Origin of the sequence: Streptomyces sp. DSM 110735, assembly GCF_016482685.1 — a bacterium.
In the GTDB taxonomy this organism is placed as follows: Bacteria; Actinomycetota; Actinomycetes; order Streptomycetales; family Streptomycetaceae; genus Streptomyces.
This window is the reverse complement of the sequence record NZ_JACYHF010000002.1, coordinates 117,352-131,973: the sequence shown is the minus strand read 5'-3', so window position 1 is coordinate 131,973 and position 14,622 is coordinate 117,352. Positions and strand designations below refer to the sequence as shown.

The 14,622-nt window shown below is 74.7% G+C and carries 10 protein-coding genes; 3 read left to right on the top strand and 7 right to left on the bottom strand.

Going from position 1 to position 14,622, the window contains the following annotated elements; all coding sequences use genetic code 11:
- The 4 genes from IF655_RS03415 to IF655_RS03400 form a co-directional block, all read right to left on the bottom strand.
- Positions 1–1,185 (bottom strand): AAA family ATPase, encoded by a 1,185-nt coding sequence (locus IF655_RS03415; RefSeq protein ID WP_199581984.1) that lies wholly within the window; start codon positions 1,183–1,185, stop codon positions 1–3.
- A 109-nt stretch (positions 1,186–1,294) separates the two neighbouring features.
- Positions 1,295–6,268 carry a hypothetical protein gene (locus tag IF655_RS03410; protein WP_199581983.1) on the bottom strand — a complete coding sequence of 1,658 codons (4,974 nt, stop codon included), beginning with the start codon at positions 6,266–6,268 and terminating at the stop codon, positions 1,295–1,297.
- Positions 6,265–7,119: a DUF4132 domain-containing protein gene (locus tag IF655_RS03405; protein WP_199581982.1), complete on the bottom strand. Its 855-nt coding sequence runs from the start codon at positions 7,117–7,119 to the stop codon at positions 6,265–6,267. Before IF655_RS03405 ends, IF655_RS03410 begins: the two co-directional genes overlap by 4 nt.
- Positions 7,120–7,222: 103 nt before the next feature.
- A complete protein-coding gene (locus tag IF655_RS03400) occupies positions 7,223–7,615 on the bottom strand; it encodes a DUF5997 family protein (protein WP_199581981.1) in 393 nt (130 codons plus the stop codon).
- A gap of 59 nt (positions 7,616–7,674) precedes the next feature.
- Between IF655_RS03400 and IF655_RS03395 the strand changes: the two genes are divergently transcribed.
- Complete coding sequence (locus IF655_RS03395; RefSeq protein WP_199581980.1) at positions 7,675–8,475, top strand: LysR family transcriptional regulator substrate-binding protein; 801 nt, start codon at positions 7,675–7,677, stop codon at positions 8,473–8,475.
- 38 nt (positions 8,476–8,513) lie between these two features.
- Here the strand turns inward: IF655_RS03395 and IF655_RS03390 are convergent, their stop codons facing one another.
- Both IF655_RS03390 and IF655_RS03385 read right to left on the bottom strand, forming a co-directional pair.
- Positions 8,514–10,001: an MFS transporter gene (locus IF655_RS03390; protein WP_199581979.1), complete on the bottom strand. Its 1,488-nt coding sequence runs from the start codon at positions 9,999–10,001 to the stop codon at positions 8,514–8,516.
- Between the two features lie 93 nt (positions 10,002–10,094).
- Positions 10,095–10,574, bottom strand: a complete 480-nt coding sequence (locus tag IF655_RS03385) for an Lrp/AsnC family transcriptional regulator (protein WP_161180392.1) — start codon at positions 10,572–10,574, stop codon at positions 10,095–10,097.
- Between the two features lie 272 nt (positions 10,575–10,846).
- Here IF655_RS03385 and IF655_RS03380 point away from each other — a divergent pair, with 272 nt between their 5' ends.
- Together IF655_RS03380 and IF655_RS03375 are read left to right on the top strand one after the other, a co-directional pair.
- The gene (locus IF655_RS03380) at positions 10,847–12,334 is read left to right on the top strand and encodes an FUSC family protein (protein ID WP_199581978.1); all 1,488 of its coding nucleotides are present in this window, start codon (positions 10,847–10,849) and stop codon (positions 12,332–12,334) included.
- A 151-nt stretch (positions 12,335–12,485) separates the two neighbouring features.
- On the top strand, positions 12,486–13,529 hold the full coding sequence (locus tag IF655_RS03375; RefSeq protein ID WP_199581977.1) for a lactonase family protein: 1,044 nt from the start codon (positions 12,486–12,488) through the stop codon (positions 13,527–13,529).
- Positions 13,530–13,638: 109 nt separating this feature from the next.
- On the opposite strand, the gene IF655_RS03370 is transcribed toward IF655_RS03375, so the two are convergent.
- A complete protein-coding gene (locus tag IF655_RS03370) occupies positions 13,639–14,562 on the bottom strand; it encodes a sirohydrochlorin chelatase (protein WP_199581976.1) in 924 nt (307 codons plus the stop codon).
- Between the last annotated feature and the right edge of the window lie 60 nt (positions 14,563–14,622).

The window sequence follows — 14,622 nt, the reverse complement described above, 5'->3', positions numbered from 1 at the left end:
TCAGCCCTCCAGTACCGTGCGCAGGTCCCACAGGGTGCGCCAGGTGGCGGAGCCCTGCTCGGCGCGGCGCCGTACCGGACCGTCCCAGTAGCCGCGCAGCCGGGCCGCGTCCGCCGGGTCGTCCTTGCGTACGACGCCGAGCAGGTGACCCGGCAGCAGCCCGAGCACGTCACGGTCCCCGGGGAAGTAGGCGGCGGCGAGCCCCAGCGCGCCCGCGACCGACACCGCCTCCGCCGTGCTCATCACGGTGGAGGGCCGCTCCACCTCCCAGCCCTCCGCCGACCGTCCCTCACGCAGGTCCCGGAACGCGGTGACCAGCGCCTCCAGTACCGCGTCGTCCACCTGGAAGGCGGCGCCCGAGCGCTCGACCGCCGCCCTCGCCTGCCCGCGCACCAGCGCGGTCTCGGCGTCCAGGTCCGAGATCGGGCCCACCGTCTCGAAGTTGAACCGGCGCTTGAGCGCGGCGGACATCTCCGAGACGCCCTTGTCCCGCAGGTTGGCGGTGGCGATGAGGTTGAAACCGGGTGCCGCGTGCGCCAACGCGTCCTCGCCGCCCGCCAGTTCGGGGACCGCCATCCGCCGCTCGGACAGCAGCGACACCAGCGCGTCCTGCACCTCCGGCAGACAGCGGGTGACCTCCTCGACGCGCGCGATCGCCCCGCGCGTCATCGCGGTAAGCACCGGCGAGGGCACCAGCGCCTGCCTGCTGGGTCCCTGGGCGAGCAACAGGGCGTAGTTCCAGCCGTACTTGAGCTGGTCCTCGGTCGTGCCCGCCGTGCCCTGCACCGTCAGCCCGCTGGTGCCGCACACGGCGGCGGACAGCAGCTCGGAGAGCATCGACTTGGCGGTGCCCGGCTCGCCGACGAGCAGCAGACCGCGCTCCCCGGCGAGCGTGACGACACACCGCTCCACCAGCGCGCGTTCCCCCACGAACTTGCCGGTGATCTCCAGGCGTTGGGGCACACCGGCGGGGACCACCGCGTCGGCGGGCAGTGCGAGGGCGCGCCCTTCGCTGCCCATCACGAAGGTGACGACGGCGCGGGGCGTCAGCCGCCACGCGGGCGGGCGCGGTCCGGTGTCGTACGCGGCGAGGAAGGCGAGTTCGGTCGCGTACCGGTCCTCCGGCGGGACGATCTGGCGTGCCGGGTCCCGGCGTGCCGCGCCGGGGGCGAGGTCGGTGGTCATGAGCGGGAGTCCTTCGTGGTGGTGCGGGGAGAGCGGGCGGTCGTCCGCGCCGCCCTCCCCATGAACGTCGTGTACGTCGTGAACGTCGTGAACGTCGTGGCGGAGGCGGTCACCTGCGCCGTCCCCTCCGGTTCGCCCGGGTCGTCAGCTCCTCGTACGCCGGTCCTTCGCCCGCGCGGACGCGCTCCCAGGCGCGGGCGAACAGCTCGGGCACCGGCAGCAGGGGTACGGCACGACGGCGCACCGGCACCGGGTACAGCCCCTCCTTCCAGGTCTCCACCGGCAGCGCGGGCGACTTCAGGTCCCGCCAGCCGCACGGCAGGAAGAGGGTGCGCCCGGCGCGCGGCCGCTTGGCCTCGACGACCAGACCGCTCGCGGTGAGTTCGGCCCGCGCCTTCTTCGCCCGGGCGGGCTTCCAGTCGGTCCAGCGCGCCCGGTTGCGGTCCGTCGGGTCGGGCAGCGCCAGCAACTGGAGGTAGAGCACCGCCGCGTCCTCGCCGAGACCGTGCGCGGCGGCGACCTCCGCGACCAGCTCGGGCACGCTGACCGACGGGTCCTGCGCGTAACCCCGCGGCTCCTCGGCACCGGCCGCCACCGCGCGCTCCAGCTCCGCGCCGAGGGCGGTGCCCAACGCGCTCACCTGGTCGCCGCGTTCCGGACCGACCAGCCCCTCCAGGAGTCCGAACACCGGGTCGTCGGGACCGCTCAGCGCCGCCGTGCGGAGCAGGACCGCCTCGCCGTGGTACCAGGGGCGCAGCACCAGGGTCTCGCCCACGTGGGTCAGCCCCTGTGCGTCGGCGCCGCCGGTTTCGGGCAGCCCGTACGCCTTGCGGATCTCGACCGACGTGGGCGTGCCCTTCTCCGTCCACGCCACGCCCGGGTCGAGCAGCAGCTCCGGGTCGGCCATCCGGCGGCGCACGGCGGCCAGTCCCTCGGGCAGGGCGGCGCGCAGCGGGTGGCCGTAGGGCAGGACGTACGCCAGCGCCGCGAGTGCGGTGACCGCCCCGGACAGGGAGCGCCCGCCGGGCAGCGCCGCCGGGTCCTCCGGGACCAGTTCGCCGTCCTCGCGCAGGTGCTGCCGCGTCGTCCGGGACAGCCAGGGCGTACGGGAGGGGTTGAGGACGTCCTCGGCGTACTCGGCGCTCATCCCGGCCAGTTCGGCGTCGGTCTCCTCCGGCAGCCTGAGCACCGAGCCGAGCCGCTCCGCCCAGACGCGTCCGGCCGCGCCGGTGTCCGGACCCGAGGTCCACAGCGCCTCGGGATCGGCGGGCAGCAGCGCGCCGAGCAGCTCGGTCCGCGTCCCGGCGGCGAGCGCGGCGAGCCGGGCCACGCCGTACTCGCACTGACGGACCTTCAGCCCGATGAGGGCCAGCGCCTCGGCGGCGGGGTCCGGCGGCAGCGCGGCGAGCAGCACCGTCGCCTGGACCGGACCGAGTCCGCCGCCGGTCGCGTCCGTCAGCGCCTCCGGCGCCCCGGACTGCCAGGGGGCGGCGCCCTTGGCGCGGATCAGCCGGGTGACGGCGGCCAGGTCCGCGCCGGAGATCCCCGGGTCGTACCGGACCTCGTCGCTCAGGACGAAATGGGCGACCGGGCCGAACGCGCCCGACGGATCGTGGTCCAGCGCCAGCCACTCGACGCGGTCCCGCATCCGGTCGATGCGCCGGGTGCCGAGGATCACGACCGTGCGTTCGCCGTGCCGCAGCACCTGACCGGTCCGCAACCGCCCGTCGGAGGGCTCGGTCAGCGTGACCTCGCGGAGCACCCCGGACCCCGACGCGAGCGGTCCCTCGCCGACCGCCTCGAACAGCAGGAGCAGCGCCTCGCGTTCGGCGCCGGTCAGGGTCGCGGAGGCGGCCCGGAAGGCGAGGGCGCGCAGCGCGCCCAGCGCGGACGGCCACATCAGACCGATCCCGGGGACGGTGTGCGGCTCGCTCCGCCAGCCGTCGGTCAGGACGGCGGTGCGCTCCCGGTCGGGCAGCGGTTTGCCGTCGGCGGGGTGGCCGGACAGCACGTGGTTCACGGCCCGGATCTGGCGCAGCGCGGTGCGCTGCTCGCCGTGCCAGTAGCCGTACACGCTCACGATCCCGGCCAGCGCCGTGCGCAGCGTGCTGTCCTCGCCGTGCTCGGGGCTGTAGTCGAAGAACATGCCCTCGGTGTGCTTGCGCGGCAGGGCGGGGCGCTCCTTGGGCGGCGCGGCGAACGCGGTCGCGGACTCGGCCAGGCGCAGCGCCGAGCGGACCAGCGAGGCCACGCCGACGATCAGCCGGGCATCGGTGAGGTCCGGCAGCCCCGCGCACACCACCCGCACGGCCAGCCGGGCGGCGCTCGGCACGGCTTCCTTGGCCCGGGCGTCGTCCCCGGCGCGCTTCAGCGCCTCCTGACGCTCGGCCAGCGCCTCCGCCATGGCCCGCATCAGCTCGGCTGCCTGCTCGTCGGTGACGGCGCGCAGCACGGCAGAGCCTTGCTCGTCGCGCACCCGCAGGGCGTGCCAGAACGGCAGCGGGGGCACCAGCGGGGTGCCCGCGGCGAACTCCCCGCCCGGACCGTTCAGCGTCACGTACCCCAGTCGCCCGGTCCCGGCGGGGTCGTCGCCCGCGAACAGCGCGACGGTCTGGAACATCCGCGCGACGACGGGCTCGGCGCCCGGCAGCCGCAGGGCGCCCAAGGGGATGGCGTCCGTCTTCGGCATCGACACCGTACGGCCGTCCGGCGTCCCGGCGGTGCGGTACCGCTCCCCGCCGTCCCCCTCGGTGCGCACCCAGCGCCCCAGGACCGTGCCGTCGGTGCCGAACGGGCTGTGCTCAAGACCGGGGCGCAGCGGCAGCAGCTCGCACATCCCGGTCGTCAGCTCGGCGCCCTCGCGGACACCGGCGCGCAGCGGCGCGGGCAGCGAGGCGCGGCCGTGCTCGCCCGTCACCGGGTCGTACTCCAGCCACACCGTGCGCGTGCCCTGTCTGCCCTCGCGCCAGTAGCCGGTGCCGTCGCCCAGGACGGGACGGCTCGGCGGGAGGTCCGTGTCCCCGGCGTGCAGGGCGCGACCCCCGGAGGCGCGGCCACCGCCGGGCAGCGGGATCGAGGCGGCGAGGTCGTCCTGCCCGTACCACCAGGTCGGGACCTGCTCGCCGCCGAGCGCGAACACCTCGGCGGGACGGCTCGACCAGTAGGCGCGCTGCTTGCCGTCCTGCCGCCAGACGACCAGCAACTCCCCGTCCACGTAACGGAACCGGGGGCGCTGATGGCGGTCCAGCTCCTGGGGCAGCCGCAGGTCGTGGTCGAGGAGGATCTCCTCCGGGCCGACGACGAGCGCCTTGTGCCCCCGCGAGACGATGAGCGCGGGCCATGCCTCGTGGACGGTGACCGGGTGGTGGGTCTTCGGGTCCAGGGTCTGGTCGTCGAGCCGCTCCAGCGCCTCTTCGAGGGCGGGCCAGCCCAGTTCGTCCAGCACACCGGCGCGCAGCGTGCGGCCGAGCAGGGGAGCGACCGGGTGCCCGGCGACCCGGGCGACCGCCTCGGGACCCGCCCCGCGGGCGACGGTCCGGAAGGGGCGCAGCCGGTCGAGCGTCGCGCTCGCGGCGGGCAGCCCGGTCGCGCGGGTGAACTCCCCGGACACCTCGTCGAGCCATTCCCGCAGCAGCTCGGAGAGCACCGGGTGGGCGGCGAGAGCCGTCAACTGCTCGTCATTGCTGCCGTGCCGGCTTCCAGCCTGCTCCACCGCCGCGCGCAGCAGCGGCCGCAGACGCGGGTCGGACGCGACGGCCACCAGGTCCCGGCGGCCCTCCCCGGTGTCCGACAGCCAGGTGGTCACCGACACCTGATTCCGCGCCCCGGACGCCGGGACCGACAGCGGTACGCCCTCGGCGACGCACAGGTCCAGCAGATCGAGGTGCGCGCTCGCCCCCCAGTTCCCGGTGAACAGGTCCACCGGACGTCCGGCGGAGCGCAGCAGCGGCGCCATCCGCGCGGCCAGCGCGAGCGTGGCCGGGGAGCGGCGGGCGAACGCGCCGCCGTGCTTGCGGTGCAGCGCCCAGCGGGTCAGCCAGTCGGCCGTGTCCACACCGTGCTCCCGGGCCGCCGCCTCGTCCGTCAGCAGCCGGTCGGCGCCGGTCCCGGCCAGCAGCGCCAGCCAGGACTCGTCGTCCTCGACCCCGCCCCCGAGCCCGGCGGGCATGATCTCAAGGAGCCGCGTCCGCACCCCGGGCCGCTCCTCGGCCAGGGCGCCGAGGACCGGACGGTAGGCCGTCCAGAAGGACGCGGGCGCCCGGACGGCGGCGGGCGAGGTGAGCAGGTCGGCGACGAGCGCGCGCTCCTCGGTGTCCCGGTCGAGCCCCGCCGCCCTGATCAGCCCGCGCGCGTCCTGCGGCAGCGAGGCGTACGGCGGCATTCCGGCGGCGCAGCGCTCCACCGTCAACTGCCGGAACTGCGCCCACGCGGCGACCGGGTCGAGCCGCCTGCCCAGGTCCTTCACATGCTCCTTGAGCGCCTTGACGGTCAGCGCCCCGGCGAAGGCGAACTCCAGGAACACCGCCCGCTGCCGCTCCTCGTCGACCGCGAGCGCGTGCACCCGCTCGGCCTCGCGGGCCCGGCCGAAGAACGCGGAGGCGTACGTCGTGTTCTCGTGCTGGAGGAAGACCCGCGCCGCCTGCTCGTAGAACGTCGGCAGGAAGTGCGGCACCGCCCGCCCGAGCCGGGTGCCCAGCTCCTCGAAGCCCTGCTTGGCGGCTCCGGGGCGGGACTTGGCCTGCCGGGCGAGCCGTTCCACGTCCTTGACCAGGGCGAGCGCGTGATGACCGTTCGCCGGGTCGTGCACCAGCGCCCAGGCGGGGAAGCCCAGCGTCTCGCGGCGCACCTGGCCGACCTCCGGCGCCTCCGGCTCCCGGGTCAGACCGAGGAACTCGAGCGCCAGGTCCTCGGCCTCCCCGAGGGTGCCGGGCACCAGCCGGACGACCTGCCGGTCCTCCAGCACCGGGTGGGTGTACGTGCGGACGGTGAGCGTGTCGGCGTCCTCGCGCGCGGTGCTGCCGGTCGGCAGGACCGCGCCCGCCTCCAGGAGAGCGGTCAGGGTGGTCTCGTCGTACGTCGTCATGCCGCCCGCTCCTCGTTCTCCACGTCGCGCCCCGCGTGCAGCGCGGCGGCCATGCGCATCCCCTCCGACCAGGCGACCGGACCCACCTGACCGAGCCTCAGCACCCGCCCTGCCGGGTCGGTCCACATCAGCGGGCCGGTCTCGGTCGCCTCGTAGCCGTCGTAGTCGCCGATCCAGACACGGGCCTCGACGCCGCGGCCGTCCTCCAGGACGGGGCGGACCGCCTGGCCGCCGCGCACCCGGTAGCCCAACTGGGCGGCCCGGCCGTGCAGGAAGCGCAGCTCCTTGAAGGCGCCGCCCGCGTACTCCTCGACCTGCGTGGCGTCCTCGGCCAGATCGGCCGGGCGGTGCCACACCTCGCGGAAGAGCTGCTGGGCGCGCTGCTCCACCCCGAGTTCGACGGCGAACTCGCGCAGGTCCGCCAGGTCCTCCAGGAGCACCGGGTGCGGAACGCGGACCAGCTCGGGGGACATGCGCACGGTGTCGCCGTCCAGGTCGACCAGTCCGAGACCCCGCTCGGCGTCGGCGTCGCGCAGGAAACCGGCGATCCGGCCGTCGTCACCGGTCACCACGAGGTCGCGCAGCACCGCCCGCCAGGCGGGGTCGGGCCAGACGCGGGTGAGCACGGCGAGCGGCACCGGCAGCGAGCGGACCATCCACCGCTCCACGCCGTCCACGCACTCCCGCTCGTGCCGCTCCAGCCACTCGGTGAGCTGCGCGAGCCCCACGACCGCCGGATCGTCGGCGATCTTCGGCGGCACCGACTTCAGCCGCCGTCCCGCCGCGTTGCGGCACACCACTTTTCCGCCGTCGAGGGTGACCTCGTAGTCACCGGCCGACACCCACCCCATACGTGCCTCCCCGCCCGCAAACGATCAAGTGAGGGGAACTGTAGGCGGCACCACTGACAACGCCCCCCGGCGAGGCCAGGGGGCGGGTGCGGGGCGGGCGGGGTCAGTCCTCGCGGTCCGCCTTCTCCTGCTTCAGGTTCTTGATCCGCACGGCTTCCTTGCGGACCTCGACCTGGGTGGCGCGCTCCTTTTCCAGCCACTCGGGGCGCTCCTGCTTGAGCGCCTCGATCTGCGCGGTGGTGAGCGCCTCGGTGACACCGCCGCGCGCCAGACCGGCGATGGACACGCCGAGCTTGGCCGCGACGACGGGACGCGGGTGGGGGCCGTTCTGGCGCAGCTCGCGCAGCCACTCGGGCGGGTTGGCCTGGAGCTCGTTCAGCTCGGCGCGCGAAACGACACCCTCCTGGAACTCGGCGGGGGTGGCGGGGAGGTACACACCCAGCTTCTTCGCCGCGGTGGCGGGCTTCATCGTCTGGGTGCTCTGCTGCGAACTCATGAGGTCAAGGGTATCGGCCGCGTGCGGGTGGGCCGACCGGGGCCGGTAGCCTTGGCCTGGTGACAGGCTCGGAGGAAACACCGTCGTTCCGGCTCGCGTACGTTCCCGGAGTGACGCCCGCCAAATGGGCGCGGATCTGGAACGAGCGGCTGCCGGACATCCCGCTCACCCTGCTCCAGGTCCCCGCGGCCGAGACCGACGGGCTGCTGCGCGCGGGTGACGCGGACGCCGCGTTCGTACGGCTGCCGGTGGACCGTACGTACTTCAGCGCGATCCCGCTCTACACCGAGACCACCGTGGTCGTCGTCCCCAAGGACCACCTGTTCACGGCGGCCGAGGAGGTGACCCTCGCCGACCTCGCCGAGGAAGTCCTCTTCCATCCCCTGGACGACGTCTTCGACTGGGACGCGCCCCCCGGCGAACCCGCCTTCGAGCGCCCGGCCACCACCGAGGACGCCATCGAGCTGGTCGCGGCGAACGTCGGTCTCCTGGTCGTCCCGCAGTCCCTGGCCCGCCTGTACCACCGCAAGGACCTCACCTACCGCACCCTGACCGACGGTCCCCGGTCCAGCATCGCCCTCTCCTGGCCCGAGGACGCCACGACCGACCAGGTGGAGGACTTCATCGGCATCGTGCGCGGGCGCACGGTCAACAGCACCCGGGGTCGCGCCACGGAGAGCGAGCCGAAGCAGGAGCGCAAGCGCCCGGAGCCGAGCCGTCAGAAGAGCGGGAAGTCCTCCGGTGGCGCGAAGTCGGGCGGAGCCAGGTCGTCGGGCGGAGCCAAGTCATCGGGTCGGGGCGCCCGCGGTCGGACCGGAACGTCAGGCAAGGGATCGGGCAAGCCCCGCCGCAGGTCCTGAGGGTTCTCTGACGGGTCCCTGAGCGGTCTTTCGCGGGGTCAGCGGCCCGCGCTCGTCGGCTCCGGTGCCGCCGGTCCCTCGGCGGGTGTCGTCGGTTCCGGGTGGATCCGGCGTTCGCGCAGGTCCGCGACCGCCAGGGCGAGGGCGAGCAGGATGATGCCCACCGCCGTCAGGAGCCCGAGCTGGAGGGCTGTCGTGGGGCTGCCGTCGTTGGCGAGGTGGGCGAAGTACACCGCGCCCACGACCGCGATGCCCGCCGCCGAACCGACGCGCTGGGCGGTGACCAGGACGCCCCCCGCCGCACCCGCCCGCTGGACCGGCACCCGGGTCAGGGTGAGCGCGGTGTTGGGGGAGATGGTGATGCCGGAGCCGAGACCCGCGATCAGCAGGGGAAGCGCCGCCGTCCAGGCCACGTCGCGCCCCGGCACCGCCTGGACGGTCACGATGACCACGAGCAGCCCGAACGCCACCGCGCTCAGCCCGACGACCACCAGCGCGCGCCCGTACCGGACCACCAGCCGTCCGCCCCGCGCCGCGCCCACCGCCGAACCGACCGCGAACGGCAGCGACGCCATCCCGGCCGCGAGCGCGCTGTAGCCCAGACCGTTCTGCAGGAACAGGGTGTAGACGAAGAACACGGTGGTGAAGCCCGCGAAGTACACCACGTTCAGCAGCACGCCGAGCGTGAAGGACCGCAGGGCGAAGAGGTTCAGGTCGACCAGCGGGGCGCGCCCGCGCCGCCCCTGGTGCCGCTCCCAGACCCAGAACGCGGCAAGGAGCAGCCCCGCCACCGGCAGCAGCGCCCACTTCTCGCGCCCCGTCCACTGCTGCTCCTGCACCAGCGGCAGCATCAGCGCGAGCACACCGGCGCCGAGCAGCGCCACCCCCGGCAGGTCGACGCCCTCGCGTGGACGGCCAGGGTTCACGGGCGCGCGGGGCAGCAGACGCAGCGCCGCGCAGAAGGCGGCGACCCCGATCGGCACGTTGATGTAGAAGATCCAGCGCCAGCCGTCCGCCTCGCCGAACACATGGATCAGCAGACCGCCCGCGGGCGGTCCGACCGCCGTGGACACACCCACCACGCTGCCCAGCAGTCCGAACGCCCGCGCCCGCTCCGCGCCCTGGAACATCTGCTGGATCAGCCCCGTCGTCTGCGAGGCGATGACACCCGAGGCCGCGCCCTGCACCAGCCGGTACAGCACCAGCCAGCCCGCGCCGGGAGCCAGCGCGCACGCGACCGAGGACAGCGTGAACAGCGCGAGCCCGAACAGGAAGGCGACCCGCCGCCCGCGCACGTCCCCGAGCCGGCCCGCCGGGACCAGCGTCAGCCCGAAGGTGAGCGCGAAGCCGGACACCACCCAGGACACGTCGGCCGCGTCGGCGCCCAGACCGCGTTCCATCGAGGGCAGCGCCACGTTCACGATCGAGCTGTCGAGCATCGTCATGAAGCCCGCCGTCAGACAGACCGCGAGCGCCTGCCACCGCCGTCGGTCGCCGGTGACCGGGCGGGTCTGGACTGTAGTCATACGATCACGCTATGCAGGGCGTGCGTCGAGCGCGCGCGGAGATCCGCGCCACCCGGCGCCGTACGACCGGTGTCTCGGGCCCGTGCGGCAGCGTCAGGAGCGCGCCGCCGCCCGCCCCACCGACTCCACGAGCGGCAGCAGCCGGTACGGCACCCGCTCGCGCAGCACCACCTCGGTACGGGTGCGCACCACGCCCGGCACGCTGATCAGCTTCTGGATCACGTCCTCCAGATGGGCGTTGTCCCGCCCCACCACCCGGGCCAGCAGATCCCCGCCGCCCGTGGTCGAGAACGCCTCCACGATCTCCGGCACGGACGCCAGCGCCTCGCCGACGTCGTCCAGATGGCCCTGCGTGACCTCGATGTGCACGAACGCCAGCACCGGATGCCCGAGCGCGGCGGGGGAGAGCGAGGGTCCCGTGCCGGTGATCACGCCGTCCCGCTCCATGCGGTCCAGGCGCGCCTGGAGCGTGCCCCGGGCGACACCGAGGACGCGGGCGTACTCCCGCACACTGGTGCGCGGCTGCTCAAGGAGCAACCGCAGGATGCGCGTGTCGAGTTCGTCCACGGCCATGACGCTCCGCCTCCTCGTACCGCGCGGGTGGCGCGCCGGTCACCGGCGACTGTACCAATGGCCCAGCGTGACACCTGAGCCGTACCCCGCGCGACCTGGACCGTTGGTCTGCCGCCGACTTCACGTCCTCGTGCTTGGCTGGTCCATTGGTCCAGTGAATCGGACGCCAGTTGAGCCAAGTGGTCCTGTGATGCTCATATAGTCAGGTCGATGGCGCTGCGGATCACCGCGGCGCCTTTTTCGTGCGGACGACCACAAGGGGGCGGACAGCAGTGCTGAAGAAGGTGTTCGTGGCGCCGGACCCGGGACGCATACGCGTGCGCTTCGCCGCGCGTGCGGTCCTCGGGATCGGGCTCGCGGTCGTCGTGTGTGGCCTCGCCGGGCACTCCCTCGTGGGGATGGTCGCGGGCGGGCTCGCCGCGCTGCTCGCGCTCTTCACCGTCGCCGACGCCACCGTGCGCGCCCAGGCCGTCAGCACCGCCCTGCTGCCTGTCGTCGGCATCCCGGTGCTCGCGCTGGCCGCCGGGCTGCACGCCCACCCCGTCGGCCGGGACTTCGCGTTCATCGCCGTCGTCGGGGCCGGGGTGTACGCCCGCCGCTGGGGGGCGCGCGGACACAGCCTCGGCGTGTTCGGCTTCATGATGTTCTTCGTCGGCCAGTTCCTGCGGGTCACCCCCGCCCGGCTGCCCGAGCTGTACGCCGCCCTGCTGCTCTCCCTGCTCGCCGCCGCGACCGTGCGCTTCGGTCTGTGGTGCTACGAGCGCCGGATGCCCCCCGCCGCCGTACCCGCGCCGCCCGGCGGCACCGGTCTGGCCCGAGTGACCACCCGCCAGGCGGTCCAGGCGGCCGCCGGGGCAGGGTTCGCGCTGGTCGTCGGGCAGCTCGTGTCCGGACAGCGCTGGTACTGGGCCGTCGGCGCCACCTGGTGGGTCTTCGTCAACACCGCCTCGCGCGGCGAGACCCTCGTACGCGGCTTCCGGCGCGTCCTGGGCACCGTGCTCGGCGTCGCCCTCGGCGTGCTCGTCGCGATGCCCGTGCACGGCGACCCGGTCGCCAGCGCGGTGCTCGTCGCGGTCGCCGTCTTCGGGATCTTCTACACGGCCGCCGTCTCCTACACCTGGATGATGCTCTGGGTGACCCTCCTCGCCGAACTCCTCTACGGCCTCTTCGGCGTCCTCGGTCCCGGACTGCTCGCGCTGCGCGTGACCGAGACCGCCGTCGGTGTCGTCGGCGCCGCGCTCGCCGTGCTGTTCGTGCTGCCGGTCACCACCCACCTCACCACCGACGCCTCGATCCAGCGCGCCCTGCGCTGTGTGCGAGCCTGCACCGCCGAGGCCGCCGCCCGCCTCGCCGGGTCCGACGCCGACCCCGCCCCGCGCGTGGCCGAGCTGGAGCAGTTGCTGGGCCGGGTCCGGCTCTCCGTGGCTCCGCTGACCCACCCGCTCAACCCGCTGCTGTGGCGCAAGCACCGCGCCCGCCGCGTCCTCACGCTCCTCGACGACTGCGCCCGCGAGGTGCGCGGTCTGGTCGCCGTCGCCGCCGACCCCGTCGCCTCCCACGACGCCCGGCTCGCCGCCGCCTGCTGGCGCGTGGAAGCCGCGGTCGAGGCGCTCACCGAGGGCGGCGCCGGGCACATCCTGCGCCCGTCCGAGACCCCCGCCGAACCGGCCCTCGCCCACCTCCACGGACTGGAGCGCGCCCTCGCCGAACTGGCCGAACCGCTGCACGCCCCCGCGCCCTCGCGGCTGGTCGGCGCCTGACGCGCACTCCCGCGCCCTGCCGGCGCACGCCCCCGCCGGTCCGTGCGCGAGTGCGCCCCACCGTTCCGGCGCGCACCCCTCCGCCATTTGGTCCAGACCGGTGGTGACCTGCTGCTAGCGTCGGCACAGTCTCGACCGAGAGGGGACAGACGTGGCAGAAAGCGGCGCACGCGCACGGGCGCCCCACCGGGCGTTCATCGGCTCGTACACGGCGGCCGGCGGTCCCGGTCTGGTCACCGCCGAGGTCCGCCCCCACGACGGCGCCCTGATCCGCACCGGCGGTCTCGGCGCCGTTCCCGACCCGTCGTACCTCGCGCTCTCACCCGCCGGGGACATGCTCTACGCGGTCAGCGAGACGGCCGAGGGCGCGGTCGCCGCCTACCGCGTGCGCGGGGACAAGCTGGAGCCCGCGGGACCGCCCGTGCCGGTCGGCGGCAGCGGTCCCACCCACCTCGGTCTGCACGCCGGGCACCTGCTCACCGCCAACTACGGCAGCGGCTCGGTCACCGCCGTCCCGCTGCGCCCCGACGGCACCCTCGCGCCCGCGCCCTCCGGACAGCTCCAGCACACCGGCTCGGGCCCGCACGACCGCCGCCAGCGCGGTCCGCACCCCCAGCAGGTGCGCTCCGACCCCGAGGGGCGCTGGATCGTCAGCGTGGACCTCGGCACCGACTCGGTGCGGGTGTGCACGCTCGACGCGGGCGTCCCCGTGCCGCACCGCGAGATCGCCCTGCGCCCGGGCTCGGGCCCGCGCCACCTGGTCTTCCATCCCGACGGCGGGCACGCCTACGTCGTCAACGAACTCACCCCCACCGTCACCGTCTGCCGCTGGGACGCCGCCACGGGCGCCCTGCGGCCGCTGACCGAGGTCCCCGTCCTGCCCGGCGCCCCCGGCGGGGACGCCTACCCCTCCGGCATCGTGGTCGCGCCCGACGGCCGCTTCGTGTGGACCGCGACCCGCGGCGAGGACGTCCTGTCCGCCTTCCGCGTCGAGGGCGAAGGGCTCCGGCTGCTCGGCACGGTCCCCAGCGGCGGCCACTGGCCGCGCGCCCTGACCGGGCACGACGGCCGCCTCTACACCGCCCACGAACGCTCCGGCGACGTGACCTGGTTCACCGTGGACGCCACGACCGGTCTGCCGCGCTACGACGGCTCCCTGGCGGTCCCCGCCGCCTCCTGTGTGATCTTCGGCTGAACAGCCCGCGCCGTCCCGCCCAGCCCCGCCCAGCCCCGCTCAGGCACGCGAAAGGGCCCGCTCCGGTCTCCCGGGGCGGGCCCTCGTGTCGTACGGGTGTCGTGCCGCGTCAGCGGACCGGCGCTCCCTGCGACTGCTGCGGGGCGATGCCCAGCGCCGTCGTGTACTTGGCGAGCGCGAGCTTGCCGATCGTCGGGTAGGCGCCCAGCGGCTCCGAGGTGGCGCAGTCGACCTCCTCGGCGGCGGCGGTCAGCAGCGAGGGGTCGATCTCCGGACCGATCAGGTACGGCGCGAGCGCGAGCTGCTGCGAGCCGGACCCGCGGAGCTGCTCGGCGACGGAGGCGATCGAGCCCTCCTGGTCCAGCGCCGCCGCGATCACCGGCACGGCCAGGCGCGCGGCGAGCAGCATGCCGGTGATACCGGCCGCCTGCACAGCCTCCTCGCCGCCCACGGTGGCCAGGATGATGCCGTCGGCCGTGGTGGTCACGGTGAACAGCCGGGCGCGGTCCGCGCGGGCCAGACCCGTCTCGGAGAGCCGCACGTGCAGGGCCTCGGCGAGCAGCGGGTGCGGGCCGAGCACGTCGGTCAGCTCCACGGCGACCCGGCTGTCCATCATCGCCTGGCGGATCTGGCGCAGCAGGGCGCCGTCGGGACCGGCCAGCAGCGGGACGACCGCGGCGACGGGACCCTCGGGCTTCTTCACGTCACTGCCGGCGGCGACGGCCTGCTCGTAGCGGGCGGTGCGCTCCTCGGCGGTCCGCGCCAGCACGGACTTGAGGGTCGGGAAGTCCGCGTCGTCCCCGTCCAGGTAGCCGATCCGGGCATCCAGACCGGGCAGCTCGGAGCGGGCGATGCTCACGACCTCCTCGGCGAGGCTGCGCGTGGCGGCGCTGGGCGCGCCGGGCACGGCGAGGACGAACGCGGGCGCGTCCTCGGGAGCCACCAGCGGTTCCGGACGACGGTGACGTCCGGGCTGGCGGGGTCGCGGCATTCGAACTGGCAGGCCGGACTCGGGTCCAGTGGGGGAGCTCATGGCGCCGCATGTTACTGGTTTCCTCTGCTCCCCTGTTCGGGGAGGGTGCAGGTGAGCGGT